26 protein-coding genes are annotated in these 24,999 nt (G+C 60.7%); 14 read left to right on the top strand and 12 right to left on the bottom strand.

All coding sequences use genetic code 11. From position 1 onward, the window contains the following. Window positions 1-109: 109 nt before the first annotated feature. From NF78_RS30995 to NF78_RS08205, 6 genes are all read left to right on the top strand, one after another. The gene (locus NF78_RS30995) at window positions 110-283 is read left to right on the top strand and encodes a hypothetical protein (RefSeq protein ID WP_156119702.1); all 174 of its coding nucleotides are present in this window, start codon (window positions 110-112) and stop codon (window positions 281-283) included. Window positions 284-577: 294 nt separating this feature from the next. After that, window positions 578-1,687 carry an S-methyl-5-thioribose-1-phosphate isomerase gene (gene mtnA / locus NF78_RS08225; protein WP_035985706.1) on the top strand — a complete coding sequence of 370 codons (1,110 nt, stop codon included), beginning with the start codon at window positions 578-580 and terminating at the stop codon, window positions 1,685-1,687. After that, window positions 1,684-2,274, top strand: coding sequence for a class II aldolase/adducin family protein (locus tag NF78_RS08220; protein WP_035985705.1), 591 nt, complete (start codon window positions 1,684-1,686; stop codon window positions 2,272-2,274). The genes mtnA and NF78_RS08220 overlap by 4 nt, the downstream gene beginning before the upstream one ends. Before the next feature lie 107 nt (window positions 2,275-2,381). Further along, a complete protein-coding gene (gene rlmD / locus NF78_RS08215) occupies window positions 2,382-3,803 on the top strand; it encodes a 23S rRNA (uracil(1939)-C(5))-methyltransferase RlmD (protein WP_225885255.1) in 1,422 nt (473 codons plus the stop codon). Between the two features lie 50 nt (window positions 3,804-3,853). Beyond that, a complete protein-coding gene (lpxD, locus tag NF78_RS08210) occupies window positions 3,854-4,891 on the top strand; it encodes a UDP-3-O-(3-hydroxymyristoyl)glucosamine N-acyltransferase (protein ID WP_035985703.1) in 1,038 nt (345 codons plus the stop codon). Window positions 4,892-5,018: 127 nt separating this feature from the next. Further along, window positions 5,019-5,618 (top strand): hypothetical protein, encoded by a 600-nt coding sequence (locus NF78_RS08205; protein ID WP_197064796.1) that lies wholly within the window; start codon window positions 5,019-5,021, stop codon window positions 5,616-5,618. 115 nt (window positions 5,619-5,733) lie between these two features. Here the strand turns inward: NF78_RS08205 and lexA are convergent, their stop codons facing one another. The 4 genes from lexA to NF78_RS08185 all read right to left on the bottom strand — a co-directional run bounded on the left by lexA (window position 5,734) and on the right by NF78_RS08185 (window position 9,823). Continuing rightward, window positions 5,734-6,348: a transcriptional repressor LexA gene (gene lexA / locus NF78_RS08200; protein ID WP_035989112.1), complete on the bottom strand. Its 615-nt coding sequence runs from the start codon at window positions 6,346-6,348 to the stop codon at window positions 5,734-5,736. Between the two features lie 241 nt (window positions 6,349-6,589). Continuing rightward, entirely contained in the window at window positions 6,590-7,735 is a 1,146-nt protein-coding gene (gene rpoD, locus NF78_RS08195) for an RNA polymerase sigma factor RpoD (RefSeq protein ID WP_035985702.1), read from the bottom strand. Window positions 7,736-8,414: 679 nt separating this feature from the next. Then, entirely contained in the window at window positions 8,415-9,152 is a 738-nt protein-coding gene (gene cysE, locus NF78_RS08190; RefSeq protein WP_035985701.1) for a serine O-acetyltransferase, read from the bottom strand. Between the two features lie 188 nt (window positions 9,153-9,340). Next, window positions 9,341-9,823 carry a hypothetical protein gene (locus tag NF78_RS08185; RefSeq protein WP_081972552.1) on the bottom strand — a complete coding sequence of 161 codons (483 nt, stop codon included), beginning with the start codon at window positions 9,821-9,823 and terminating at the stop codon, window positions 9,341-9,343. 140 nt (window positions 9,824-9,963) lie between these two features. On the opposite strand from NF78_RS08185, the gene NF78_RS30990 reads away from it, so the two are divergent. After that, the gene (locus NF78_RS30990) at window positions 9,964-10,119 is read left to right on the top strand and encodes a hypothetical protein (RefSeq protein WP_156119701.1); all 156 of its coding nucleotides are present in this window, start codon (window positions 9,964-9,966) and stop codon (window positions 10,117-10,119) included. 171 nt (window positions 10,120-10,290) lie between these two features. On the opposite strand, the gene NF78_RS08180 is transcribed toward NF78_RS30990, so the two are convergent. Further along, a complete protein-coding gene (locus NF78_RS08180; protein WP_035985700.1) occupies window positions 10,291-10,686 on the bottom strand; it encodes a bactofilin family protein in 396 nt (131 codons plus the stop codon). Between the two features lie 470 nt (window positions 10,687-11,156). On the opposite strand from NF78_RS08180, the gene NF78_RS08175 reads away from it, so the two are divergent. Beyond that, entirely contained in the window at window positions 11,157-11,600 is a 444-nt protein-coding gene (locus NF78_RS08175) for an orange carotenoid protein N-terminal domain-containing protein (protein ID WP_035985699.1), read from the top strand. Between the two features lie 303 nt (window positions 11,601-11,903). Continuing rightward, entirely contained in the window at window positions 11,904-12,890 is a 987-nt protein-coding gene (locus tag NF78_RS08170; RefSeq protein WP_035985698.1) for an ATP-binding cassette domain-containing protein, read from the top strand. A 195-nt stretch (window positions 12,891-13,085) separates the two neighbouring features. Here the strand turns inward: NF78_RS08170 and NF78_RS08165 are convergent, their stop codons facing one another. From NF78_RS08165 to NF78_RS08155, 3 genes are all read right to left on the bottom strand, one after another. Further along, window positions 13,086-13,427, bottom strand: coding sequence for a cupin domain-containing protein (locus NF78_RS08165; protein ID WP_035985697.1), 342 nt, complete (start codon window positions 13,425-13,427; stop codon window positions 13,086-13,088). A gap of 13 nt (window positions 13,428-13,440) precedes the next feature. Further along, window positions 13,441-14,529: a chorismate synthase gene (gene aroC / locus NF78_RS08160; RefSeq protein WP_035985696.1), complete on the bottom strand. Its 1,089-nt coding sequence runs from the start codon at window positions 14,527-14,529 to the stop codon at window positions 13,441-13,443. A gap of 116 nt (window positions 14,530-14,645) precedes the next feature. Next, on the bottom strand, window positions 14,646-15,521 hold the full coding sequence (locus NF78_RS08155) for a M23 family metallopeptidase (protein WP_035985695.1): 876 nt from the start codon (window positions 15,519-15,521) through the stop codon (window positions 14,646-14,648). 255 nt (window positions 15,522-15,776) lie between these two features. Here NF78_RS08155 and NF78_RS08150 point away from each other — a divergent pair, with 255 nt between their 5' ends. The 3 genes from NF78_RS08150 to NF78_RS08145 all read left to right on the top strand — a co-directional run bounded on the left by NF78_RS08150 (window position 15,777) and on the right by NF78_RS08145 (window position 18,973). Continuing rightward, complete coding sequence (locus NF78_RS08150) at window positions 15,777-16,565, top strand: MBL fold metallo-hydrolase (RefSeq protein ID WP_035985694.1); 789 nt, start codon at window positions 15,777-15,779, stop codon at window positions 16,563-16,565. Between the two features lie 106 nt (window positions 16,566-16,671). Continuing rightward, window positions 16,672-16,842 (top strand): photosystem II assembly protein Psb34, encoded by a 171-nt coding sequence (gene psb34, locus NF78_RS30985; RefSeq protein ID WP_156119700.1) that lies wholly within the window; start codon window positions 16,672-16,674, stop codon window positions 16,840-16,842. A gap of 25 nt (window positions 16,843-16,867) precedes the next feature. Further along, on the top strand, window positions 16,868-18,973 hold the full coding sequence (locus NF78_RS08145) for a hypothetical protein (RefSeq protein WP_035985693.1): 2,106 nt from the start codon (window positions 16,868-16,870) through the stop codon (window positions 18,971-18,973). Between the two features lie 173 nt (window positions 18,974-19,146). Here NF78_RS08145 and rpsU read toward each other — a convergent pair whose 3' ends face one another. The 4 genes from rpsU to NF78_RS08125 all read right to left on the bottom strand — a co-directional run bounded on the left by rpsU (window position 19,147) and on the right by NF78_RS08125 (window position 22,324). Continuing rightward, entirely contained in the window at window positions 19,147-19,323 is a 177-nt protein-coding gene (gene rpsU, locus NF78_RS08140; protein ID WP_035985692.1) for a 30S ribosomal protein S21, read from the bottom strand. Between the two features lie 317 nt (window positions 19,324-19,640). Continuing rightward, window positions 19,641-20,918, bottom strand: a complete 1,278-nt coding sequence (locus NF78_RS08135) for a metallophosphoesterase family protein (protein WP_035985691.1) — start codon at window positions 20,916-20,918, stop codon at window positions 19,641-19,643. A gap of 144 nt (window positions 20,919-21,062) precedes the next feature. Continuing rightward, window positions 21,063-21,854 carry an SDR family oxidoreductase gene (locus NF78_RS08130; RefSeq protein WP_052049986.1) on the bottom strand — a complete coding sequence of 264 codons (792 nt, stop codon included), beginning with the start codon at window positions 21,852-21,854 and terminating at the stop codon, window positions 21,063-21,065. A gap of 80 nt (window positions 21,855-21,934) precedes the next feature. Continuing rightward, a complete protein-coding gene (locus NF78_RS08125; RefSeq protein ID WP_035985690.1) occupies window positions 21,935-22,324 on the bottom strand; it encodes a carboxymuconolactone decarboxylase family protein in 390 nt (129 codons plus the stop codon). A gap of 305 nt (window positions 22,325-22,629) precedes the next feature. On the opposite strand from NF78_RS08125, the gene recO reads away from it, so the two are divergent. Both recO and NF78_RS08115 read left to right on the top strand, forming a co-directional pair. Next, on the top strand, window positions 22,630-23,475 hold the full coding sequence (gene recO, locus NF78_RS08120) for a DNA repair protein RecO (protein WP_035985689.1): 846 nt from the start codon (window positions 22,630-22,632) through the stop codon (window positions 23,473-23,475). Between the two features lie 50 nt (window positions 23,476-23,525). Further along, on the top strand, window positions 23,526-24,962 hold the full coding sequence (locus NF78_RS08115) for an MFS transporter (RefSeq protein ID WP_035985688.1): 1,437 nt from the start codon (window positions 23,526-23,528) through the stop codon (window positions 24,960-24,962). Window positions 24,963-24,999: the final 37 nt, after the last annotated feature.

Raw genomic sequence — 24,999 nt, 5'->3', positions numbered from 1 at the left:
GCCATGCCGTCCTCCTGCGGGAGGGCGGCATTTTACTTTTTACCCCTACAGGTCATGCGCCCACGCCCTAGAGCCGTTATGCTGACAGCACGATTTGAGAGGTTCCACCATGGGCGACACCACCAATTGTGAAAAATTGGCGGGCGTGTTCAACCGGGCTAGCCAGGAGGGCAAGAGCGCCTTCTGCAAAATGCTCTGGGGCAACCAGCCCGAAACCGTGCAGGACCAGCTGAAGCCTCTGCTCAGCCAGACCGCGATCGCGGCCCTCCAGAGCGAAGATTAGGGCAGGCGGCTAGTATTGGCGGGCAGAAATATAACAACCCTTGCTGTGGGTGTTGGGTGCCAGGTGCCAGGCACCAGGTGTCAGGTGTCAGGAATGGTTGGTCAACTTACGCCGCAGAGTCCTAGCCGCGTCAACCCCAAGAATCCGCGTCAACCCTCAGAACAAAGGTGCCGTAGGGTGCATTCGCGCAGCAATGCACGCACAGGAGCCAGGTCAGGCATAGCTGCGGGTCGCAGGAAACCTCTGCTACCGTAATAGTCTGTCATAATGCCCCTCAGATGCCAGGACAGGCCCATGAAAATCAACGGCGAACCGACCAGAACCATTCGTCTGCACCGCGACAATCCCCGCATTGTGCAGGTGATTGATCAGCGCCAGCTGCCCCACCAGTTCACCTGGATGGATTTGACCACCGCCGATGAGGCCGCCTACGCCATCAAAGACATGGTGGTGCGGGGCGCGCCGCTGATTGGGGCCACCGCCGCTCTGGGGCTTTACCTGGCCGCCCTGGAGGTCAGCTCGGCAGACGACTTTCGCGGCCCCCTGTACCAGGCGGCGGAGCGCCTCGGCCAAACTCGCCCCACGGCGGTCAACCTCCACTGGGCGCTGAACTCGCAACTCAAGGCGCTGGGGCAGGTGACGACCGCTGCCGAGGCGGTGGAGCGACTGCGCCAAAACGCCGAAGCCATCCTCGATGCTGACGAGGAGCAGTGCTACCAGATTGGCCGCCATGGCGTGGGGCTGATTGAGGCGATCTACGCCCGCACCGGACAGACCGTGAATATTTTGACCCACTGTAATGCGGGCTGGTTGGCCTGTGTGGACTGGGGCACCGCCACCTCGCCCATCTACCAGGCCCACGATCGCGGCATCCCCGTCCACGTGTGGGTGGATGAAACCCGCCCCCGCAACCAGGGGGCCAAGCTCACCGCCTGGGAACTGGGCCAGCACGGGGTGCCCCACACCGTCATTCCCGACAACGCCGGAGGTCACCTGATGCAGCACGGCCTGGTGGACCTGGCGATCGTGGGCAGCGATCGCACCACCCGCCAGGGGGATGTGGCCAACAAAATCGGCACCTACCTGAAGGCCCTGGCCGCCCACGACAACGACGTCCCCTTCTACGTGGCCCTGCCCTCCTCCACCCTGGACTGGACCCTGCGGGACGGAGTCAAAGAAATCCCCATCGAGCAGCGCAGTCAGGATGAGGTGAAGTACATGGATGGGCTGTCGCCCCGGGGGGTGACCTCCGTGCTGATCTGCCCGGAGGCCTCCCCTGCCGCCAACTACGGGTTTGATGTCACCCCAGCCCGCCTGGTTACCGGGCTGATTACCGAACGGGGCATCTGTGCCGCTTCGGAGGAGGGGCTGCTGAGCCTGTTTCCCGAACAATCGGCACAATGATCGATGAGGGCGTCATTAAGTACCGCTGCCAGTGGACCCCCGGCCCGTCCCTGGCAGCGGATCAGCTGGCGGATCTGATGGCGTGGCGCGATCGCCTCCACCAATCCGGCCAAATCGGCCAGTACCCCAACGGCATCGGCTACGGCAACATCAGCCTGCGCCTCTCGCCAGGTACCTTTGCCGTCTCCGGCACTCAAACCGGCCACCTGGCCACCACCACCCCCGACCACTACACCCGGGTGGATAGCTGGGACATCGATCGCAACACCCTGCACTGCACTGGCCCGATTCAAGCCTCGTCAGAATCCCTCACCCACGCCGCCCTCTACGACTTTAGTCCCGGGATCCAGGCCATAATTCACGTCCACAACCGCGACCTGTGGCAGCGCTACCAGGGCGAACTGCCCACCACCGCCGCCACCGTTCCCTACGGCACCCCGGCCATGGCCTACGAAATGGAGCGGCTGTTGCAGCAGGGCGATCCGGCCCAGCAGCGGATTTTGATCATGGCGGGCCATGAGGAGGGCGTGCTCACCTTTGGGGCCAGCCTCGATGAGGCCGCCCAGGTGTTGTACCGGTATCTGTAGAGGAGAGTCTGGGCCACTTTTCCCTCCTCGCAGGGGTGCCCGCAGGGCGGGGCGGGGCGGTCTCGCTATTGCAATAGGTCACGGCTTCGCCCCACAGGCCCTATCCCTTGCTAGAGTCGATAGGCGGCGATCGCCGTAGTCAATCGTTTGGGAGCACCACCGTGGACCAGTGGCAGCAGGGGGCAACCCTGGACTTAGACATTACCGACCTCACCAGCAGTGGGGACGGCCTGGGCCGCTGGCAGGAGCGGGTGGTGTTTGTACCCAATACGGTACCGGGCGACACCGTGCGGGCGCGGCTGGTGCAGGCCAAACCCGCCTTTGGCCGCGCCCAGGTGAAGCAACTGCTCACCCCCTCCCCCGATCGGATTCGGGCCGCCTGCATCGTGGCCGACAAGTGCGGCGGCTGCCAGTGGCAGTCGGTGAGCTACCCGGCCCAGCTGGTGGCAAAGCAGCAGCAGGTGGTGGATGCCTTCACCCGCATTGGCGGATTTGAGAATCCCAATGTGCTGCCAATTCTGGCCGCTGAGGCCCCCCTGGGCTACCGCAACAAGGCCACCTACCCCCTGGGGCGATCGCCCGAAGGCCAGGTGAAGGCGGGCTACTTCCGTCAGGGCAGCCACAAGCTGGTCAACCTCAACCAGTGCCCGGTGCAGGACGAGCGCCTGAACCCTCTGCTGGCGGAGGTCAAGCGCGACATTCAGGATCGGGGCTGGTCGATCTATAACGAAACCAAGCACCAGGGGCGGCTGCGCCACCTGGCTCTGCGGGTGGGACGGCGCACGGGGCAGCAGCTGCTGACGCTGGTGTCTACCGCGCCCAACCTGAAGGATATTGAGCTGCAGGCCCAGGAGTGGCGCGATCGCTACCCTGAGCTGGTCGGCGTCTGCGTTAACCTCAACCCCGACAAAACCAACGCCGTCTTCGGTGCCGAAACCCTGACCATCGACGGCGTCCCCTATATTGAAGAAATCTTTGCCGATCTGCAGTTTCGCATCCACGCCACCACCTTCTTTCAGGTCAATACCGAGCAGGCCGAGCGCGTGTTGGGGGTGATTTTAGACGAGCTTCAGCTGACCGGCAGCGAAACCCTAATCGACGCCTACTGCGGCGTGGGCACCCTGACGCTGCCCCTGGCCCAGCAGGCTAAGCGGGTGGTGGGGCTGGAGGTGCAGCCCGAGGCGGTGGCCCAGGCGCTGATCAATGCTGGCCTTAACGGCATTGACAATGTGGAATTTCGGGCAGGGGATGTGGGCGAATCCCTGGCGGTGGCCGCCGCCCAGCTCAACGATCCGCTGGATATTGTGGTGCTCGACCCGCCCCGCAAGGGCTGCGATCGCCCCGTCCTCGATGCTCTGATCGAACTTCACCCGCCCCGCATCGTCTACATGAGCTGTGACCCTGCCACCCTGGCCCGGGATCTCAAGATTTTGCGTGAAGAGGGTGGCTACCAGCTCATCAAGGCCCAGCCCGCCGACTTCTTTCCCCAAACTCCCCACGTAGAATGCGTCGCATTTCTGGTAGCGTAAAAGCCAGATTGGTTTGACGGCCTAATCCCCAGCTCCTATCCCCAGCTCCTATGAAGTTCAGCACCATTGCCGACAAGATTCAGATTACGGCAGCCTCCAGCCTGTCCACGCACCCCGGCCACGACCCCGAGATCGCTGGAGTGGCCGCCGTTGACCAGGCTACGGCAGGCACGCTGAGCTACATTGAGGGGGATAAATTTGCGTCCTTTGTGGCGACGACCCAGGCCAGCGCCCTGATCTTGCCCCAAAACCCCACCCTTCAGGCCCAGGCAACGGAGCGAGGGCTGGCCTGGCTCAGCACTGCTGACCCCCGGTTGGCCTTTGCCCGTGCCATTGCCCTGTTCTACAGTCCCTACCGCCCTGGCCCCGGCATTCACCCCAGTGCTGTCGTTGACCCGACCGCCATCTGCGGGAGAGACGTCTCGATTGGGGCCAATGCCGTGATTCAGGCCGGGGCCAGGCTGGGGGACGGCGTTTGTGTTCACCCCAACGTGGTGATCTACCCCGAGGTGCAGGTGGGCGATCGCACGGTGCTGCACGCCAACTGCACCCTCCATGAGCGCACTCAGATCGGCGCAGACTGTGCCATTCACAGCGGAGCGGTAATTGGGGCCGAGGGCTTTGGCTTTGTGCCCACCGCCGAGGGCTGGGAAAAAATGGAGCAGTCGGGCATTGTCGTGATCGAAGACGGCGTGCGGGTGGGCAGCAACACCACCATCGATCGCCCCGCGGTCGGCACCACCCGCATTGGCCGCGACACCAAGCTCGACAACCTGGTACACATTGCCCACGGCTGTCAGGTGGGCCAGGGGGTGGCGATGGCAGCCCAGGTGGGAATGGCTGGGGGTGTGATCATCGGCAACCGGGTGATTTTGGCGGGTCAGGTCGGCATTGCCAACCAGGCCAAGATTGGCGACGGCGCGATCGCCACCGCCAAAGCCGGTATCCACGGCGACATTGCCCCAGGGGAAATTGTCACCGGCATTCCCGCCCTGCCCCACCGCGTGTTCCTCAAAGCCTCTGCGGTGTACCGGCGGTTGCCGGACATGTACAAAACCCTACAACGCCTGCAAAAGCACCTGCCCTAACCCCCATGATTGACCTATAGCCATCACCAGAACCGTTAGGACACGACCCATGCCCCTGACGCAATGGCCATCGCTATAGGAGCAGGATAGGCAAATCCTGCTCAACCGCCCTCTGAACAACAATCCTATGGCCGCTGATCCCGACGACCGGACCCCCGACAGTCACGCAATTCAGCAGGAGCTGCGCCTGAGCCGTCCCTTTACCCTGGCCGATGCGATTGGCCAGGAGGCGGGCAACTTCATGCAGGGCGAATCGCCTGTGCCCCGACTGGTGCAGACCAGGCACGGAGCCCAGCAGGCGCTGAAGGACTCCCTGGTTGACGGACCTGGGGCGCTGTACCGGGTGCTGGCCCAGTGGCTCTGGGATGACGAGGCCCGCCTGAGCCAGCACGTGCAGGATCCAGCTGGGGCCGTGAAGGATTTGTTGGAAACGATTCTGCGATCGCCCGCCACTTTTTACGAACTAGTGCGACAGGCCGATGTTACCTGGGGGCAACTGTACGACAGCCGCCCCCACTTCCAGCAGCCGGGGCAGCCCCCTCATCCCGACGATGAGTACACCCACGAGTCGGTGCGAGAAACGCTGCTGGCCTGTCTCTACCGCCTCAACCATCCCCCTCAAACGGATGTCGAGGTGACAGCAGAAGCCGAGCCAACACAAACTCCGCCCTCAACCCCGATGGGCTGGCTGCTGACCAAACTCTCGGCCTTGAGGCAGCGTCTGTGACTGTCTATCCCGGCTGAAGTAAGGCCACCGGCTGACGACGGTCTGGCCCAGGAAAAAACCGCTGTTGCCAAACACAACAGCGGAATAGGAACTGTGGATAGGTTGTACAGGGCCTCTAAACAGCGAAATCTGGGTCAATACCGCGCCATACGGCAATCAACCGACCCTGTACATCGACAAGGTCAGCGGGAAACTCCATGACCGGGTAGTTCGGGTTGGCAGGCTTGAGCTGTACCTGATTGCCCTGGCGGTGGAAGGACTTGAGGGTGGTACCACTCTCCACCCGGGCAGCGACGATGGTCCCCTCCCGGATGCCCTGAGGGTCTTTCACCGGGCGCATGATGACGACATCGCCGTCCTGAATCATCGCCTCAATCATGCTGTCTCCGGTAACCTTCAGGGCGTAGTCGCCCGACTGGATCGGCAGACCGTTGAGGTCGAGGCGTTCAACGCTGTCGGTGAAGGCTTCATTGACAAAACCAGCGGCAATAGTGCCAAGGATGGGCACACCTCGGACATCGTCGCGTACCCGGATGGTGCGGGCCTTGCCCTCGCTCCACTCGATATAGCCCTTATTTTTAAGGTGCTCCAGACGGCTCTGAATCGGTGCTGGGGAGCGCAGGTTCATAGCCCGCATCATCTGGCGAATAGACGGAGAGTGCTGATTGGCTCGAATATAGTCAATTAGCCAGTCATAGAGTTCTTGTTGGGCAGTTGTAAGAGGTTCCATAGGAGTTAGCCACAGCATCAACGTCATTTCATGGAACAAGTGTACCAACTGGGCGCCAATCTGTCCACTTTAGCAGCAAAAATTTGATAAATCTACCCCCTGGCATTCTTTGGAAAATACTCCGACCAACGCTTGATCACAAAAAAGGCTGCCCCAGGGCAGCCTCTTCTCAACAACATCACATACTTGCGGTTTCAGGCCTTGCGGTTTCAGGACAGCCTGAACAAGCCCTAATGAATCCCTAGCGGATGTATTCTTTCAAAATGCTGTTGCGGTTGGGGTGGCGCAGCTTGCGGAGGGCCTTGGCCTCAATCTGACGGATGCGCTCCCGGGTGACGTTAAAAATCTGTCCAATTTCCTCCAGGGTCTTCATCCGGCCATCGTCAAGGCCGTAGCGCAGACGCAGAACGTCCCGCTCGCGGGGGCTAAGGGTACCCAGCACGCTTTCGAGATCTTCCCGCAGCAGGCTCTTAGATACCTGGTCCTCTGGGGTTTCGCCGTCAGATTCAATAAAGTCACCCAGGCGAGAATCCTCTTCTTTGCCGATCGGTGTTTCGAGGGAGATCGGCAGCTGGGCTGATTTGGCAATGAATCGCAGCTTCTCGATGGTCATCTCCATGCGAGTGGCGATTTCCTCTTCGGTTGGCTTGCGGCCCAGTTCCTGGGAGAGCAGCTTGGTGGTTTTTTTGATGCGGGAGATGGTTTCGTAGAGGTGCACCGGCAGACGAATGGTGCGCGACTGGTCGGCGATCGCCCGGGTAATGGCCTGACGAATCCACCAGGTGGCGTAGGTGGAGAACTTGTAGCCCTTTTCGTGGTCAAATTTCTCGGCGGCCCGAATCAGACCCAGGCTGCCTTCCTGGATCAAATCCTGGAAGGAGAGACCGCGGTTCATGTATTTTTTAGCGATCGAAACCACCAGACGGAGGTTCGACTGCACCATCTTGTCTTTGGCACGGCGACCGATGTGCAAACGGTGGCGGAAGCTGGCCAGGCTGTAGTTTTCGCCTTCGTCTTTGCTGACGGCTTCGGCCCACTCGGCGTCGTAGGGATCGCGATCGAGGGCATCGGCCAGTTCATCGAAGATGCGCTCTAGCTTGAGCAGATCGGCAATCTTTCTAGCCAGTTCAATTTCCTCTTCGGCCCGCAGCAGGCGAATGCGGCCAATTTCCTGGAGGTAGAGACGAATGGAGTCTTCGGTGTAGTGACGCTTTTTGGTCTGAGTGCGGCGGCGGGTTACTTTCCCCTTAGGCGCTTTTTCATCGGCGCCGGCCTCGTCATCTTGAGCAACAAAATTCTCGTCGCCATCATTGTCGCTGCCGTCGATCAGTAGATCGAGCTCAGTGTCAGGGTCGATGGTGCCGAGCAGATGATTTGCTTGGGTCATGCCGCGATCCTCGTGCTCCTTAGGGATGAAAGACAAAGACTGTGATCAGATTAACAGCTCTCTTAGTTAGATGCCCACAGTTCCGAAAAAGTGCGGATCTAGTTTTGGCGATCGAATGCTATGAGCCTAAGCAGCTAGGCAGTCCACAGAACCGATCTTGAGCCGATCGCTCAGCCCGCTGCCGCCTCTACCGGGAGGAATACATTAGCGGAGCCGAAGCTTTTCAATTTTAACTGCAATATCCGGTGATGTACCACCCCAACTTTTAGACAGACCAATTGAATCGGCTGAAAGGCCTAACTTTAGGGCCTAAAACTAGGATCAAATGAGGCCGACCACCGCGTTCAAAGCATTGATTCGATAGAACAAACAGACTACTTTTAGGCTGTGTCTACTGACTCAGGCTGAGCTAGGGGATGGGGTGCGATCAGCTGCCGCAGGGACATTTAGAGCCGCTTTACTCGACAGTAAGGGGTAAAAACACCGAAGTGGCGGCTGGCTTTGTGTGACAGAACCCTCACATTTTGATGGCGGCGGGCAGGAAAAATTCAGTATCGCCCCGGAGGCCTTCTATATGAAATTGCTTGGGAATAAAAAACGGATCCAGTTATTGTTGCGAAAGCAATCAGTGGATCCGTTTTTTATTTTTCTGTTTGGTAGCCAGGGATGTCTTGAGTGGTTAAATGCCGCTACCGTCTAAAAACTCTTCGATCACGCGATCTTGCAGGCGGCAGTAGGTGTTGTCTTTTGCAGTGACAGCCCCAGCTAACACTGGCTGAAGACGGGTCTGACCGATCGCCTGCACTTCTTTTTCGAGCGCTTCAATGCGATCGAGCAGGGCGCGAATGACCTGGGCCTCGGAGTCGGGCAGACTGCCGTGCTCCAGAGGGTCGACCCGTTCCCCGGCCCGGTAGACAACTCGCCCTGGCACCCCCACTACGGTGCAATCGGAGGGAACTTCCCGCAGGACGACCGACCCCGCGCCAATACGCACGTTGTGGCCCACATAAATGTTGCCCAGCACTTTTGCGCCAGCCCCAACGACGACATTGTCTCCCAGGGTTGGGTGGCGTTTGCCCACTTCTTTGCCGGTGCCGCCCAGGGTCACCCCCTGGTAGATCAGGGCGTAGTCGCCCACAATGGCGGTTTCGCCGATCACGACTCCCATGCCGTGGTCAATAAAGACGGCCTTGCCAATGGTGGCGCCGGGGTGAATCTCGATACCGGTTAAAAATCGGGCCAGGTGGGAGATCAGGCGAGGGACTAGCGGCAAACCCAGGTGCCAGAGCCAGTGGCTAAATCGGTGCAGCGTTAGGGCGTGGAAACCGGGGTAGCAGGTGAGTACCTCCAGCCAGTTGCGGGCCGCTGGGTCACGTTCGAAAACGATACGAAAGTCGGCAAGCAGAGTCTTCAGCACGGGCAGTGGGGTTAATGGCAGCTTTATCATCCTAGCGTGGCCTTGCCCTCGACTCACACCTACTCCCAGGCAGGACTCTCCCGCCGAAATTTTCCCTGGGCATGTTCCCTGGGCATGTTCCCTGGGGCGCTGAGCCCTGGACAACGGTCACGGGTGCTCAATCTAAACACCCACTCTAAATCACAGCACTACGGGCTGACATTGAGGGAATAACTGTAGCGCTGCCCATGGTGATGGGAGCCCACCCAAACCCGGTAGGTACCTGCGGCCCAGCTTTGATCCTGAATGCGGGCATCGGGGTTGCGGCGACCGGTGTCCTGGCCGCAGCGGACGCTGCCGTCGGGCCCCTGCACCAGCAAACTGGTGTCGTTACTACCGCTGTTGACCTGGAGGGTGAGGGCAGCGAGGTCCTGCTGGAGAACCATGATGTGGTCGGGGTTGGTGTCGGCAAAGCCAGTGCAGATATTGCCGGTGCGATCGCGCCCACTGATATTGGACAGGGCAAAAATGCCGTTGGTGACGCCACTAACGCTGGCATTGGGGGTGGCTTCGTCGAGGGTGAACGATTCGAAGTTGGCCGACTGAGCCAGGGTGGGCAGGGCTGCCACAGCACCCATGACCAGTCCGGCGACCAGACCCATTGCCCCCCACTGTTGCTGCTTGATCGCCATGGCCCCATCTCCTACAGTATCTGTCCCTATGGTGATCGCTCACTACGGCGATCGCCAGCCATAATAGACAGAAGTTACAACTGTCTCTAGCTACACAAAGCGGCCAGGGAAAACGGTCTAGCCCCCAGGAGGCGATCGCGGTGGAACTTGTGATCCTGATTATCTGCGTGGTGGCCGCCTGGGTGAGTTCCAATGCGGTCGACAGCTTGCCGCACCTGGGGCAACTGCTGGTGCCGTCGCCCTGGCTGCTGGGGGTTATTGCCCTGGTAGGCATCACCTGGCTGATGCGGGATTAGGGGCTAACTGATCACAGCCCCTAGGGCGCGTCATCAATTATGGCCAAATTATGGCCAAATGCTCTGTGGCCAAATGCTTGGTCTATAAGCTTTGCCACGCTCGACCCAAATGACAGGCTAGGGGCTGTAACCCTTAGTTTCGAGCGTTTAGCAGCTAGTTGAGCACAGCCCCTAGATCTCGGTTGTGCCGTAGAGCTCAGGCATCTCTCGGGCCGGGGGCAGTGACTTGGCATCCCGGGTTTCGATATAACCTGTGTAGTAGGCTCCCGGCTCTATTTCCAGTGCCCCGGCCACCACATCGCCCTCTAAGCGAGCTGTGCGGCTGAGGGTGAGCTTGCCCTCGGCAAATACCCGTGCTTTCAGCACGCCCTGCACAACAATGTTTTGGGCCCTTACCTCAGGCCCTTCAATCAACCCAGACGATGAGATTTCGAGATCGCCTTTGATATCGACGGTGCCGTGGATAATGCCGTCTACCCGCAGCATGCCTTCGGCATGGAGCACCCCTTCAAACTCCGTTTTCTGACTCAGATAGGTCAATAGCGGAGCCGACTTACGTTTAAACATCAGAATTGCCCTCATAACTCCAGAGAACAGCACTCCAAGCAATCGTCTGAACGGGATTGACCCTACAGAAGCCAGCGCTGCAACTGGGCAGCCTAGCTATGTAACTAAATCTTAAAAGACAATGGCGGTGACTCGGGCAACAATCCCCTAACTGGACGAACTTTTCTCATCTTGGGGAGGATGGGCGGCGACGGCGGGCTGGCTAAGCTTTAAATCAAAAGAAACTTGGAAGAAACGCTCTTGATTCAAAAAGGGCAGGGATCAATATAAACATGACGATAAAGTCGATTGAATTGATCCCCTTTCCTCTTCGTTTTTTTCGCTTCGACCTTTAAAGACATTGTTTTAGCTCTAGCAACCAACAGCAGGGGATTTAACGCCCCGCGATCGCTCCGAGTTTGACAGCGCACTTGCCCTGTGCTGTCACATTTTCATCTCCGCCTATAACAAACCTCCAGAGGAACCCTACCATGACCGCTACAGATGTCCGCCTTCAGTTTGAGCAAGCCGTTCAAGCCTTTGAGGCCGTTGATGTGGACTGTAAGATTGCCGTGCTCTGGCAGACCTACGACACCCTGGGCCAGGCCTTTGCTGCCATTGCCCCGGTGGCGCTTTTCTCCCAGGCGGTCCAGCAGTTGCTCAGTCAGATTCAGCAGGTCGATCGCGAGGACCAGGCGGCCATCCTGCGCGACATTCTGGCCGGGGCCGACACGCGCTTTACCCACGCCTACCGGGGGCTCAACCCCAACATGAAGCTGGCCTTCTGGCACCGGCTTTTTCATCTGATGCCCGCCAGCCGTCTGCCCCTGGCGACCTGCCAGAATGGTTCTACCCGAACCCAGACCCTGCTGGCTCGGCTCAATACCATGGGGTTAAATGAGCGGCTTCACTTCTTGCGCCGCGTCGTCGGCTAGACCCGGGGCTGGGAATAATTCAGCCTCGGATAGCTTGAGAATCAAGGGTTGCAGCCCCTAGGCGGTGGTTTGGGGGCGAACGTGGCAAGGCATTAAATTGCCCAGGTTTTTAGCTGAAACTGATGGCGCGCCTGGGCCTGGGGCGGGCTGTTCACCCCAGGTCGTTTGTACCGAGGGCGGCAAGGGGCTGGGCGGTGGCCATGCTCGCAGGCCTCAGTTGGCGGTAGAGTGAAGTCCAGAGGGCTGCCAGGGGCCAGACCTCCCGTCCGGGTTTCTTTTCGCCGTCAACCGTCGCCCATTTCCATGCCTAGCATCACCGTCGAGCAGCTCAGTAAGCGCTATCCTGTAGCGATCAAAGAGTCAGGGTTGGGGGGGACCCTGCGACACTTTTTGCGCCGTCAGTACCGCATGGTGGAGGCGGTGCAGTCGATCTCGTTTCACATTGAGCCGGGGGAAATCGTTGGCTTTTTGGGGCCAAACGGGGCTGGTAAAACCACCACCCTCAAAATGCTGACCGGGCTGATTCATCCCTCTGGAGGGATGGTGCGGGTTGGTGACCAGGTGCCCTTTCAGCGCCGGGCCGAATTTTTGCAGGACATTACCCTGGTAATGGGGCAAAAGCAGCAGCTGCTGTGGGATTTACCTGCCCTCGACTCGCTGCGCATCAACGCGGCTATCTATGGTCTTTCAGACAAAGAATTTCGCTACCGGGTCGATGAGCTAACCGAGATGCTGGCCCTTCAGGGTAAGCTTGCTCAGCCGGTGCGCAAGCTGTCTTTGGGGGAACGCATGAAGGCTGAGATGATGGCAGCCCTGCTGCACCGTCCCCAGGTGCTCTTTCTCGACGAACCGACCCTGGGCCTGGATGTCAACGCTCAGGTGGCGGTGCGCGAGTTTCTGCGGGACTACAACCGCCGCTACCAGGCCACCATTTTACTGACCAGCCACTACATGGCTGATATCACAGCCCTGTGCCAGCGGGTGCTGCTGATCTACCAGGGGCGGCTGATCTATGACGGCAGCCTGGAGGGTTTGCTCGATCGCTTTGCCCCCTACCGGGAAGTCACGGTGGACCTGTCCACCCCCTGCGACGCCGATGTCCTCCGCCGCTACGGGGAGCTGGAATCCCTGGAGGGCTGCACCGCCCGGCTGATCGTGCATCGCGAGGTGCTGACCCAGACCGTGAGCCAGCTCCTGGGAGAGTTGGACGTGCAGGATTTGACCGTTAGCGATCCGCCCGTGGAAGAGGTAATTGGGCGGGTGTTTGCGGCGGGGGTGGTGAGTGGGTGAGTGGGTGGGTAGATGGGTGGGCGTGGAGCCGTGCTCTGCGAGAAGGTCGTCCCAGCAAAGCCCTAGTACGGGTTGTCAAAAATAGGGCAACCGTTGCTGAGGGTTTCAGGTGCTGGGTTTCAGGTTTCAGGAACCGTTGGCTGACTTGTGCCGCAGGGTACTAGCTTAGATTTCGGTTTTGACAGGCAACGAGGCTTACCCCTGGGTGCGAAGTCCGAAGTAGGTCAGCACGAGGGCTTCGGTGCCGGTGTTGGCGACTTCGTGGTGCTCGCCGGGTTCGACCGCAATACAGGTGCCGGGGGTGAGGGAATAGGGTTGGCCGTTGACGGTGATGGTGCCGTGACCCGACTCTACAAAGAAGACTTCGGCCATATCGCTATGGCTGTGGCCGTTGGCGATTTGGCCGGGGGCAAAGTGGGCCTGGGAGAAATTGGTCAGGTGGGGCAGATCGTGCGATCGCAGCAGCACCCGCTTTTTAATCGCCGGGTTGTGGGAGACCGCCTCTTCGGCCACCTGGTTGAGGTCGGTGATCTTCATGCCGGTGATTCTGTTAAAAAAGCTCACACTGGCCGTGGTGGCGCAGCAGGTGGTCGCACAGCACCAGGGCCACCATAGCTTCGACCATGGGCACGGCGCGGGGCAGCACGCAGGGGTCGTGGCGACCCCGGGCGGCCAGAACGGTGGCTTCGCCGGTATTGGTGACGGTGTTTTGGGCTTTGCGGATGGTGGCGGTGGGCTTAAAGGCGACGCGGAGGATAATATTCTCGCCGTTGGCGATGCCGCCCTGGGTGCCGCCGGAGCGGTTGGTGCGGGTGCGCAGGGTGCCGGTTTCGTCGGTATAGTACTCATCGTTGTGCTGGCTGCCCGTAAGCAGGGTGCCAGCAAAGCCGGAGCCAATTTCAAAGCCTTTGCTGGCGGGCAGCGACATGACCCCTTTGGCCAGCTCCGCCTCCAGTTTGTCAAACACCGGGGAGCCCAACCCCACCTTGACACTCCGGGCTACGCATTCCACCACACCGCCGATGGAATCGCCCTGGTCGCGCACCGCTTCGATGCGGTCGATCATGCGCTGGGCGGCCTCGGGGTCGGGGCAGCGCACGATGTTGCTCTCGATCTGCTCCAGGGTGACAGTGGCCGGGTCAATGGTGCCTTCGAGGTCCTGAATGCGCTTGACGTAGCCGAGAATTTCGGTGCCCGCCACCTGCTGCAAAATCTTTTTGGCGATCGCCCCCGCCGCCACCCGGCCAATGGTTTCCCGGGCTGAGGCGCGGCCGCCCCCCTGGTAGTTGCGCAGGCCGTACTTGGCGTCGTAGGTGGCATCGGCGTGGGAGGGCCGATAGGCGCTCACCATCTCGCTGTAGTCCTGGGGGCGGGTGTTCTCGTTGCGCACCAGAATGGCGATGGGGGTGCCCAGGGTCTGCCCCTGAAAAACACCGGAGAGAATTTCGCAGCGATCGCTTTCCTTGCGCGGGGTGGTGATTTTGCTCTGGCCGGGGCGGCGACGGTCTAGCTCCGCCTGGATCTCTTCAGCGGAGATCGGTAGCCGGGGCGGGCAGCCGTCTATTACCACCCCCACCCCACCGCCGTGGGATTCGCCGAAGGTGGTAATGCGAAATAGGTGCCCAAAGGTGTTGCCCATAGATTCGGTAATGCCAGCGCTGGCTCAGGTAGTTTTACCGATCCTACTATGCCAGGTCCAGCTCAGGAACTGGGGTGCCCCAGGGGCGAAACTCCACGGCTGAACATGGACCTGACTTACTTGGGTGCCTCAAGCTTCAAATAATAGCGGGGATTCACGGCCTGCCCGTTGCGGTAGATGCCGTAGTGCAGGTGTGGCCCCGAGGAGCGTCCGGTGCTGCCCAGGTAGCCCAAAACGTCGCCCCGCTTGACGCGATCGCCGATTTGGACCTCGATCGCCGACAGGTGGGCATAGAGGGTTTCGTAGTTGTAGCCGTGGTCGATTCTGACGTGATTGCCGTAGCCACCGTTGTAGTCGGCCCTGACCACGACTCCCTCGGCGGTGGCCAAAATCGGTTTGCCCACCGGCCCAGCAAAATCGATGCCCTCGTGCATTTCGTAGCTGCGGGCGCCAAAGGGGTTGGGGCGCAGGCCAAATTCCGACGAGATTTCGGCCTTGCCCGCCACCGGCTGGCCGCTGGGGAAAGCCGCCGCCTGCTTGGCCTCAGACGCCAGGGTTTGCTCCAGGGCTGGCTTGATCGCGATCGCAAGCATTCTCTCCAAACTGGGCAGCTGCCGCCGGGCCTCGGCAAACAGCATCTCGGCAGGGGCGGCCTCGGCAACGCCACCGCGGGGGAGAGTCTTCTCCTCGTCGGGGCGGCGGGGGCTTTCGGCCTGGTTCTCAGGCAACCCGGCCCGATGCTTGAGCACCTCAATCTCGTTGCCGATGGCGTCGAGCTCGATCAGCACTTCGCTGGCCGTTTCCGAGAGAGTCTGGTTGCGCTGGGCAAGCTGCACATTCTGGTAGAGCAGGGTGCCAATCCAGGCGATGGGAATGCCCACCAGCACGCCCAGCCCTATCAGCAGCGGCAGCGGGCGCAGGCTCAGCGTAATCGGAGCCTTCCCGGTCGCTGTAATCAACACGGTGTAGGGCTTGGTAGACAGACGGGCCATAGTAGACCTTAGCGATGGAGAAACGGCAGCAAACGCTGATCTCAAACCATGAAGGATTATACGGGGATCAGCGCATTTGCACAATTTCAGGGAATATTGCCGAATTCCAGCCATTGCCCACACCCGATTGCCCCAGCCTCCTGACGCTCCGGTCCAGGGTAATTCGGCCTCAGCTGGCCCGATCTTGGGCCAGTGTAAAGAATCCGTTACACTGTAGGGGCACCTCTACACTCATTCTCTACACAGGCCCTGCCCATGGACGTCACCTGGCTCGACAGTAACTCCTGGCTGCTGACCCTGGGTGGGCAGCGCATTTTAGTGGACCCCTGGCTGGTGGGTGACCTGGTGTTTGGCCAGCAGCCCTGGCTATTTAGGGGAGAACACCCCCAACCCCGTCCCCTGCCCGACGCCATCGATTTGATTTTGCTCAGTCAGGGCTTTGAGGACCATAGCCACCCGCCTACCCTGGAGGCGCTCGATCGCGCCATTCCCGTGGTTGGGTCACCCAGCGCGGCCAAGGTGGCTGAAGGGTTGGGCTACCGTCAGGTCACTGCTCTGGACCATGGCGAAACGCATACCCTGGCCGGGTCGGTGACGATCAAGGCTGTGTCTGGCACCCCCATGGGGCCACTGCTGGTCGAAAACGGCTATATCCTGCGCGACCAGAACAGCGGCCTGTCGCTGTTCTACGAGCCCCACGGTTTTCACCGGGACGACCTGAAGCAGGAAGGCTCTATCGATGTGGTGATTACGCCCATTGTGGATCTGACACTGCCGCTGGTGGGGCCGGTCATTCGCGGTCAAAAGGCGGCCTTGGAACTGGTGGACTGGCTGCAGCCTCAGGTGGTGCTGCCCACTGCCGATGCTGGCGAAGTCACCTACCAGGGCCTGCTGCTCAACTGGCTCAAGGTGGTAGGCGATGTCCAGGCGCTCCAGGCCGCGATCGCCCAAAAAGGCCTCTCTACCCAGGTGCTGCGCCCCTCGGTAGGGAATCCGATCGCCCTCGACCTGGCTCCCCGCCAACCCGCCTCCGCAGCGATTTAGGGCTGTGGGTGCCGACGGGCCTGGGGATCATGGGGTACCCAGTTGACGCCCTCATCAGGTAACCTTCTCTTAAGGTTAGTCAACTTTTAAGAAGGATTCTTTAACGATGCCTTACACCACCGAAGAGGGCGGTCGCCTCAACAACTTTGCCAACGAGCCCAAAATGTACGAGGCTGAACCTCCAACGGCGTCGCAGAAGCGCAACTACGTCATTCTAGGCGGGTTAGGGCTGGCGCTGGTGGTGGGACTGATGGTGGTGGCGGTATCGGTGTCCTAATCGGTGTCCTACCTGAGTTGTTGCCATGGCAGACCGGCCCCGGTGGCTTGAGGGTGCGACAGGTAGCGGCAAGACGGCCTGGCTGCTGGAGCAGCTGAGCGCTGATTCGGCCCATCGCCCCGGCGGTCCACCCCTGGCACTGGGGCAGAGCTATTTGGTTTTTGCGGCCAATGGCGACAACCGCCTGCGACTGGCGGCCCGTCTGGCCGATCTGGTCCCCGCAGTGGCGGTGGTTACAACTACGCCTAACGGGTTTATTCAGGACGAAGTTACTTTGTTCTGGCCGCTGCTGGTGAACAGCCTGGGGCTGCTGCCGCAGTTTCCGCTGCGGTTGCGCCCTGAAAATGAGCAGGAGCTGACCACCGGGCTGTGGCAGGAGAAATTGCTGGACGGCACCCTGACCGTCGAGGGCTGGCGCGAGGCCCAAACCGTGCGGCGAGCGCTCGACTTTTTGCAGATGGCGGCGGGGGCGGGAATTCCGGCGGAGGATTTGCCGGTGCTGCTGCCCGAAGGAATCCCCTCGGGCTATGCGCCGGAGACTGTCTGGCAGGCGATCGGCGAGGCGGTGGTGGGCTGGCGCGACTGGTGCCTGGAGCGCAGCCTGCTCACCTACGGGGTGATGACCGAGCTGTACTGGCGACATCTGCTGCCCCATCCCCTCTACCAGGAGAAACTGCTGGCCCGCTACGGCGGTGTTTTTGTCGATGACCTGGACGAGTACCCGGCGATCGCCGCCCAGTGGCTCCAGGTCTTTATCGACGGGGACCGCCCGGTGGCGATTACTTGGAACCGCTACGGTAAAGGGCGGTTGGGCATGGGGGCCAACCCCGACAGCCTGGAGCGGCAGCTAAAGCCCCAGTGTCAGGTGAGCCAGCGGCCCGACCCCGCCGCCGCCTCCCTGGGTTACCGCTGGGGCGACCAGGTGGTGCAGTGGGTGATGGATCCGCTCACCCAGCCAGAACCGCTGGCCTGCTTTCAAACCCTGCAGACAGTGTCGCGGGGAGAGCTGCTGCGGCAGACGGCGGAGCAGGTTGTGAAGGTGGTTAAGGATGGGCAGGTCGCCCCCCACGAGGTGGCGATTATTGGCCCCGGTCTGGACGCGATCGCCCGCTACACCCTGGCCGAAATCTTGACCAGCCGCGGTCTGCCCGTGGCCTCCCTCAACGACCAGCGCCCGGTGATTCACTCGCCGCTGGTGCGGGCCTTACTCACCCTGCTGAGCTTTGTCTACCCCGGGCTGGGGCGGCTGGCCGATGCGGAAGCCGTGGCCGAAATGCTGCTGGTGCTCAGCCAGATTCCCCAGGCCCCGGAGGCCGGCCCCTGGTTTGAGTCGGTGCAGATCGATCCGGTGCGGGCCGAGCTGCTGGTAGACCACTGTTTTGAACCTGGCCTGGAGCAGCCAGAGCTGCTGCCCGTCGAGCGCTTCGAGCGCTGGGACCGGCTGGGTTACAAGGCGACCGACGCCTACAGCCGCCTCCGCCAGTGGATTGAGCAGCAGCGGCAGCAGCGCCAGCGCCGCCTCACCCCAGGGGTGGTCAGCGTGCTGGATCGGGCCATTCAGACCTTTTACTGGGGCGGCAGTCACCTGCCCCCCGACCAGCTGGCGGCCCTGCGCGAGCTGATGGAAACCGCCCAGCAGTACTGGGCGATCGAAGATCGGCTGCGTCAGATTCCCCCCACCCTGGGCACCACCCCGGCCCACCTGCTCAAACCCGCCCTGGAGCGGTTCATTCTGTTGCTGCGCCAGGGTACCGTCACCGCCGATCCCTACCCGGTGGAGTCGGCTGACCCCAGCCAGCGAGTGATTACCATTGCCACGGTGTATCAGTACCGACTTCAGCGCCTGCGCCACCGCTGGCACTTCTGGATCGATGCCGGATCGCCCCGGTGGCTGGGGGGCACAGAGGATTTGTTGTTTGGCTACCCGATTTTTCTGGACAGCTATGGGGGGCGACCCTGGCGCACGGACGAGCTGGAGGAGCTGCACCGCGATCGCCCCGAGCGTATCCTGCGCGATCTGCTGGGCCGGGTGACGGAGCGTGTAGTACTGTGCCACAGCGAACTGGCCGTCAGCGGACAGGAGCAGATCGGCCCGCTGCTGACTCTGGTCAACGCCAATACCGAGGGGTAGCCCGAGCGGGATGTAACCCCAATAAAAGATGTAACCCCAATAAAAAGGGACGCCATTGGCGTCCCTGGGTGTGGTTTTATTAGCCGTATCCAGACGGTGCTCTAGGGGCCAATCGGTTTAGGCCGAGAGTCGCCCGCTAGATTCGAGATGTCCAGACATGGCCGGATGGCGGTTTAGCGGTAGCGCTTTTTGCGACGAGCTACGGCTTTGCGCTTGCGCTTTTCCTGGGGCGTCTCGAAGTGGCGACGACGCTTAACTTCTGAAAAAATCCCTGCCTTAGAGACCTGCCGCTTAAAGCGGCGCAGGGCTGATTCAATGCCCTCGTTTTCACCTACAACGACTTGAGTCATACGAAATCGCTTCTTTACTCCTTGGGTATGAACTGGTGAGCCAAACAATCGGCAGGCGCTGAGACCTGCAAAAATTGGGTTGGATTGCCCCGGAACTTTTGAGCCACCTCCCACTGTTCCAGGCAGAGTCGTTAAGGCTGCGTAGCAGCACGGTCATTAAAAAACTGTCGGCATAAAACATACAGACAGCAAAGCTCGGGCATAACTGCCCTTATTCCTTCCTACCCTAGCACAAAACCAGTGCGCTGACCGCCGATTGTTCTGCTCCAGGCTGATTGATTCCTGACCGGTGGCAGGTCGGGGCTAGGATCCAAAGGCTAGGCTGCATAGGTTTTGGGTTTGGGGAAGGGCAGGTGGCTGGTACACAGGGCTTTCCCCAGGCGTTGCTCACAGAATGACTTCTCGTCGGGGGCCAGGTCGTCGTAGGCAATATCCCGGCGCAGCACCACGCCATTGTGCCCCGCCAAGAATCGGGGGAGTTCGTCGTACTCAACCGTGCGCAGGGTTTGGATGTCGTAGGTGGTGTAGGTAGTCAGGTCGGGATCGCTGAAGTCTATATCGATGACCGTCAGGCCCTTCCAGGGGGGGCGATTGCTGTCGATCAGGGGGCGGGGGCCAGAGCCCAAAATCCCGGTGTGCAGCAGCTGGAGCTGCCCGCGGTGGCCGGGGTAGTAGGCGTGATGGTGGCCGCTGATGTAGGTGTGCACGCGGTAGCGCTCGAGCATGGCCCGCAGCTGTTCGGGGTTGGCCATTACTTCGCCGGGGCGATCGCGGCCCACCGCCACCCCGTAGAGGGGCAGGTGGCTGATCAAAATTCGGGCTTTGGCCTGCTGGGCGGCGTCGCTGGCCAGGGCCTGCTCCACCCAGGCCAGTTTATCCGCTGGAATCTGGCTGGTCGAGCCATCCCAGGCCATAAAGAAAATGCCCTGCTGCTCAAAGGTGTAGTAGAAGGGAAAATCGCTGCGGTCGATGAAGTTGACCCCAGGGCTGTGCTCTGGAGCCCTCCAGTAGACGGTGGCCAGATCGCGTTCCTGCTGGAACAGGAATGTGTTGTTGGGTCCCCTGGCCCCGGAGGCGTCGTGGTTACCAACGGTGAAGCCAAAGGGGAGGTTTTGGGCGCGCAGCGGGGCCGCGACGCGATCGTCAAAGGCCTGCCACATGGCCCTGATTTGCTCGGGGGTGAGGGATGCCTTTTGCCCGGCGACCATATCGCCGCCGCAGACCACCAGATCGGGCTGCCAGAAGGGCAGCAGCGCGATCGCCTTATCGACCTCCGGGTCGTAGTCGGTGGATCCGTAGGCGCTGTTCAGGTCGCTGATGGCTACCAGGCGCACATCCTTGCGGGGCGGGCTGACCATGCCCCCCGGAGCACTGGCAATCCAGCCCTGGGCGGCGGCGGATAGCTCCGGAGCGACAGGGGCGGGGAGTTCGGAGGCGATCGCCGACCCCTCCCGCGCCTGCTGGGGAGAAACCTCCGCGGCTACCGCATCGGCAGAGGGGGGCGGCTCCGACAGCAGCACCCGCTGGGAGCAGGCGAGGCAAACGCTGAGCACTAGGCCCAGGCCCAACCCGGTGAAAAAACGTCTGTAACCCATAAACCGCTCAGGCCAAACCACAGGCATAAACTTACCCCATCTGCCTCCTTTTGTGTGAAGACAGGGGCTGTGCCGCCAGGGCAGGTCAAGAACCATGTCGGATTTTGGCAGGGGCGATCGCCCCTGCGGCTTGCCCCCCGGGAGCTATTTGCCACCGGCCACATCGATAAATGCGCCCGTTGTGTAGGCCGACTCCGCCGACAGCAGCCACAGAATGGCCTGGGCCACCTCGATCGCCTGTCCGCCTCGCCCCAGGGGTACAGCTGTTTTGACTCGCTCGACGCGATCGGGTTCGCCGCCGCTGGCGTGGATATCGGTATAGATGAACCCAGGGCGCACGGCATTGACGCGAATGCCTTCGGCGGCCACTTCCTGCGCCAGGCCAATGGTCAGGCTGTCGATCGCGCCCTTGGCGGCGGCATAGTCCACATATTCCCCTGGCGCACCCAGACGGGCCGCCACCGACGACACATTGACGATGGCTCCCCCCGCTCCGCCGCGTCGGGTTGACATCCGCCGGATCGCTTCGCGGGCGCACAAAAAGCTGCCGGTCACGTTGACGGCCAGTATGCGGGAGATCCGGGCGGCATCGATGTCTTCGACGCGCTGCTGCCGTTCTAAAATGCCGGCGTTGTTGACCAGGGCCGTCACCCGGCCCAGCTGCGCATCTACGGTCTGAAACAGACGCACCACCTCGGCCTCAATGGCGACATCGGCGGCGACGGCGATCGCCTGTCCGCCTGCCCGGGCAATGGATCCGACCACCCCGCTGGCGGCGGCCTGGTGGTGCCGGTAGTTGACGCACACTGCATACCCCCGCGCAGCGGCTAGCTGGGCCGTAGCTGCCCCAATGCCTCGACTGCCGCCGGTTACAATCAAAACGGGTTTTAGGCCGGCTGGGGCCGAAGGATTGGCAGTTGAGCTGAATTGAACCATGTTAAACGACGCCCAAGCGATGTAACGTTCGGTGCTAAGGAACGCAGGTTATTAAGTTATGAACTAACCCGGCAATTGGCTCAAATTGACTGTTTTTGATCCAGTTCGGCAAAAACGGCTTTGGCCACCAGCAGCGCATTGACAGCAGCCGGAAATCCAGCGTATACCGCCATCTGCATGATCACTTCAACAATTTCGTCTCGGGTGCAGCCTACGTTCAGGCTGCCCTGAATATGGGCCTTGAGTTCGGTGGGGGCGTTACCGAGGGTGACCAGAGACGCGATCGTGGCAATCTGCCGTTGCTTGGGCGATAGGCCGGGCCGTGAGTAAATATCCCCGTAGGGAAATTCCACAATCAGCCGGGCAAAGTCGGGGGCAATATCGCCCAGGGCATCCATGACCCCCTCACCGATGTGACCATGAATTCTGGCTAGGGCAGCTTGTCCACGGGTATATCGGGTTGAGTCCATAATCTGTTCGCAAATAGTAGGAAATAACGCTAATTTGACGGCTAAAAAAATACCTATTTGAGAATGAATTTTTAGAAAAGGTTTCCGCAGGTATAGCACAAGCTTTTGTCTAGATGATTTTTCTAGTCAAAAAAAGGCGATCGCCTCAACATTTTAAAGAGCTCAGCCCCCTATTTTTCCATACAATGGAAGCACTACCCGCCGCCGCGTAGCGATCTGGACTCAAGCTGGTCTTCACAAACTGGTTTTCAAGAGAGCGCTATGCCAGGGCTCTGGCGCTGTAGCCGCCCCCTGAATCAACCTCAATGAGTCAAACCTACAAAACCACTGGCATCAACCTCAAGGCCATGCCGCTGGGCGAGAGCGATCGCCTGCTCACCATCCTCACCCCCGATCTGGGTCTGGTGCGGGCGGTGGCTCCGGGGGCGCGCAAGCACCAGTCGCGGCTGGGGGGGCGCAGCGGTCTGTTCGTTATCAACGACTGCCTGGTGGTCAAGGGCAAGCGCCTCGACAAGCTGGTTCAGGCTGAGACCCAGCGCACCTTTCCAGGGCTAAGTCAGCACCTGGGGCGGCTGACCGCCAGCCAGTACCTGGCCGAGGTGGCCCTACTCATGGCCCTGAGCGACTGTACCCAGAGCGATTTGTATAATGTACTCGTAGAACATCTGGAACGCCTCGAAACTGCCCCTCCCGGGGCGCTGCTGGCGGCTCTCTGCCACGGGCTTTACCACCTGCTGGCCCTGGATGGGGTGGCTCCCGAGGTGCACCGCTGCACCCTCAGTCGGGTAGACATTGTGCCCAATCTGCTCGACCCCGCCTGGCGCGTTGAGTTTAGGACCGATGCCGGAGGGCTGGTGCAGCTAGCCGCTACTCCCCCACTGGTCGAGTCATCGGGGCGCTCAAGCCAGAGCCAGAAGCGCCCAACGCTGCTAACCGCTACCGATGTCGCGCTGCTCCAGCAGCTGAGCAAGCCTGACATTGTCTCGACCCTCCCCACAGACCTGCCCCACGGCTTTGAGTCCAGTGGGGCAGGCAAAAGCCAGCAGCTGTGGTCGCGAGTTGAGCGCCTTCTGCGAGAATATGCTCAGGACCACTTTGAACGTCCGATTCGGTCGGCAGCTCTGGTTGATGTCTGTTTTGCTACCGTTTAAACTGCTGGGTAGAGAGCTATTCAGCGCCCTGCTGGTTCGTTGGTTAACCCATGCTCCGCGAGTTTGATGCTGATACTGACACAGCCGAGGCAAACGATTTGTCTCCGGCTGAGTTTGAAAAATCCACCTCAGACGACATAGACTCTGCCCCGGCACAACGGGGGGCGCTGGGTTTCGATCACCTGCCCCCAGAGCCAGAGAACGGGTTTGGGGCTGTGTTTCAAAACCGTAATTTTTTAATCCTATGGGCCGGGCAGCTGTTCTCTCAGCTGGCCGACAAAGTCTATCTGGTCCTGATGATCGCCATCATTGCAGCCCGCTTTGAAACCCCTGGACAGACCATTAGTGGCTGGGTAGCAGCGGTGATGATTGCCTTCACGGTGCCCGCCGTCCTGTTTGGGGCCCTGGCCGGGGTATTTGTCGATCGCTGGCCCAAGCGCCCGGTCCTGATCTGGTCGAACTTGCTGCGGGGCGGCCTGGTAATGGCCCTGCCCCTGGGAATTTGGCTGACCCTGGGTTGGGGTACTGTGCTGGGCCTGCCGGTGGCTTTTTGGCTGCTGCTGCTGGTGACCTTTCTCATTTCTACCCTGACCCAGTTTTTTGCCCCGGCGGAGCAGTCCATTATTCCGCTAATTGTGGCCGAAGGCGATCTGCTCTCGGCCAACTCCCTCTACACCACCACTATGATGGCGTCGGTGATTGTCGGCTTTGCGGTGGGTGAGCCGCTGCTAGCCCTGGCCGACCGGCTGATGCTGGCCCTGGGAATCGCCAACAATGGCCCGGCTATTTTGGTGGGCCTCAGCTATTTGGTGGCGGGGCTCTGCCTGACGACGATGGCCCCCGGCCCAGAAACCCTCTCGGCAGCCCACGAAGATTTGTCTCAGTTTTGGGCCGACATCAAAGATGGCTTGCGCTACCTGGGGCAGCAGGTGCAGGTGCGGGTGGCAATTATTCAGCTGGTGCTGCTGTCCTCGGTTTTTGCGGCCCTGGCGGTGCTGGCCGTGCGGCTGGCCGAAATGATCCCCGCCATCAAGGCCTCGCAGTTTGGCTTTTTGCTGGCCGCTGGGGGGCTGGGCCTGGGCCTGGGGGCGGTGCTGGTGGGCAACTTTGGCCCCCGTTTTCCCAGGCGATTTCTGAGCCTGTGGGGTGCCCTTGGCCTCGCGGCTTGTCTGGTTTCCCTGGCCTGGACCACCCATCAGCTGTGGGCCTCCATGGTGATTATTGCGGTACTTGGCCTGTGTGGGGCCTTCGTTGGGATTCCGATGCAGACCCTGATTCAGGAAAAAACGCCAGAAGCGATGCGGGGTAAAGTGTTTGGCCTGCAAAACAATTTGATCAATATTGCCCTTAGCCTGCCTTTGGCCCTGGCCAGCATCGTGGAAGCGCGCCTGGGATTGGCCAATGTTTTCATTGGCATGGGCGCCCTGGTGGGTTTAGGGGGAGTTGTAACCTGGTATATTGCCGATACGGCCATGAGAAAGGTCTAGGCGCTACGCCAGGCACTGTTTTTTTACCTTGGCCATA

This window comes from Leptolyngbya sp. KIOST-1 (assembly GCF_000763385.1).
Lineage (GTDB): Bacteria > Cyanobacteriota > Cyanobacteriia > Phormidesmidales > Phormidesmidaceae > Nodosilinea.
The sequence above is the reverse complement of the archived record's forward strand: the minus strand, read 5'-3'. Positions and strand labels throughout refer to the sequence as shown.

Excerpts from the sequence above, each read along its gene's own strand:
- NF78_RS30995 (WP_156119702.1), top strand. The coding sequence starts at position 110 with ATGGGCGACACCACCAATTGTGAAAAATTGGCGGGCGTGTTCAACCGG.
- mtnA (WP_035985706.1), top strand. The coding sequence starts at position 578 with ATGAAAATCAACGGCGAACCGACCAGAACCATTCGTCTGCACCGCGAC.
- NF78_RS08220 (WP_035985705.1), top strand. The coding sequence starts at position 1,684 with ATGATCGATGAGGGCGTCATTAAGTACCGCTGCCAGTGGACCCCCGGC.
- lpxD (WP_035985703.1), top strand. The coding sequence starts at position 3,854 with ATGAAGTTCAGCACCATTGCCGACAAGATTCAGATTACGGCAGCCTCC.
- NF78_RS08205 (WP_197064796.1), top strand. The coding sequence starts at position 5,019 with ATGGCCGCTGATCCCGACGACCGGACCCCCGACAGTCACGCAATTCAG.
- lexA (WP_035989112.1), bottom strand. The coding sequence starts at position 6,348 with ATGGAACCTCTTACAACTGCCCAACAAGAACTCTATGACTGGCTAATT.
- rpoD (WP_035985702.1), bottom strand. The coding sequence starts at position 7,735 with ATGACCCAAGCAAATCATCTGCTCGGCACCATCGACCCTGACACTGAG.
- NF78_RS08185 (WP_081972552.1), bottom strand. The coding sequence starts at position 9,823 with ATGGCGATCAAGCAGCAACAGTGGGGGGCAATGGGTCTGGTCGCCGGA.
- NF78_RS08180 (WP_035985700.1), bottom strand. The coding sequence starts at position 10,686 with ATGTTTAAACGTAAGTCGGCTCCGCTATTGACCTATCTGAGTCAGAAA.
- NF78_RS08175 (WP_035985699.1), top strand. The coding sequence starts at position 11,157 with ATGACCGCTACAGATGTCCGCCTTCAGTTTGAGCAAGCCGTTCAAGCC.
- NF78_RS08170 (WP_035985698.1), top strand. The coding sequence starts at position 11,904 with ATGCCTAGCATCACCGTCGAGCAGCTCAGTAAGCGCTATCCTGTAGCG.
- NF78_RS08165 (WP_035985697.1), bottom strand. The coding sequence starts at position 13,427 with ATGAAGATCACCGACCTCAACCAGGTGGCCGAAGAGGCGGTCTCCCAC.
- aroC (WP_035985696.1), bottom strand. The coding sequence starts at position 14,529 with ATGGGCAACACCTTTGGGCACCTATTTCGCATTACCACCTTCGGCGAA.
- NF78_RS08155 (WP_035985695.1), bottom strand. The coding sequence starts at position 15,521 with ATGGCCCGTCTGTCTACCAAGCCCTACACCGTGTTGATTACAGCGACC.
- NF78_RS08150 (WP_035985694.1), top strand. The coding sequence starts at position 15,777 with ATGGACGTCACCTGGCTCGACAGTAACTCCTGGCTGCTGACCCTGGGT.
- psb34 (WP_156119700.1), top strand. The coding sequence starts at position 16,672 with ATGCCTTACACCACCGAAGAGGGCGGTCGCCTCAACAACTTTGCCAAC.
- NF78_RS08145 (WP_035985693.1), top strand. The coding sequence starts at position 16,868 with ATGGCAGACCGGCCCCGGTGGCTTGAGGGTGCGACAGGTAGCGGCAAG.
- rpsU (WP_035985692.1), bottom strand. The coding sequence starts at position 19,323 with ATGACTCAAGTCGTTGTAGGTGAAAACGAGGGCATTGAATCAGCCCTG.
- NF78_RS08135 (WP_035985691.1), bottom strand. The coding sequence starts at position 20,918 with ATGGGTTACAGACGTTTTTTCACCGGGTTGGGCCTGGGCCTAGTGCTC.
- NF78_RS08130 (WP_052049986.1), bottom strand. The coding sequence starts at position 21,854 with ATGGTTCAATTCAGCTCAACTGCCAATCCTTCGGCCCCAGCCGGCCTA.
- NF78_RS08125 (WP_035985690.1), bottom strand. The coding sequence starts at position 22,324 with ATGGACTCAACCCGATATACCCGTGGACAAGCTGCCCTAGCCAGAATT.
- recO (WP_035985689.1), top strand. The coding sequence starts at position 22,630 with ATGAGTCAAACCTACAAAACCACTGGCATCAACCTCAAGGCCATGCCG.
- NF78_RS08115 (WP_035985688.1), top strand. The coding sequence starts at position 23,526 with ATGCTCCGCGAGTTTGATGCTGATACTGACACAGCCGAGGCAAACGAT.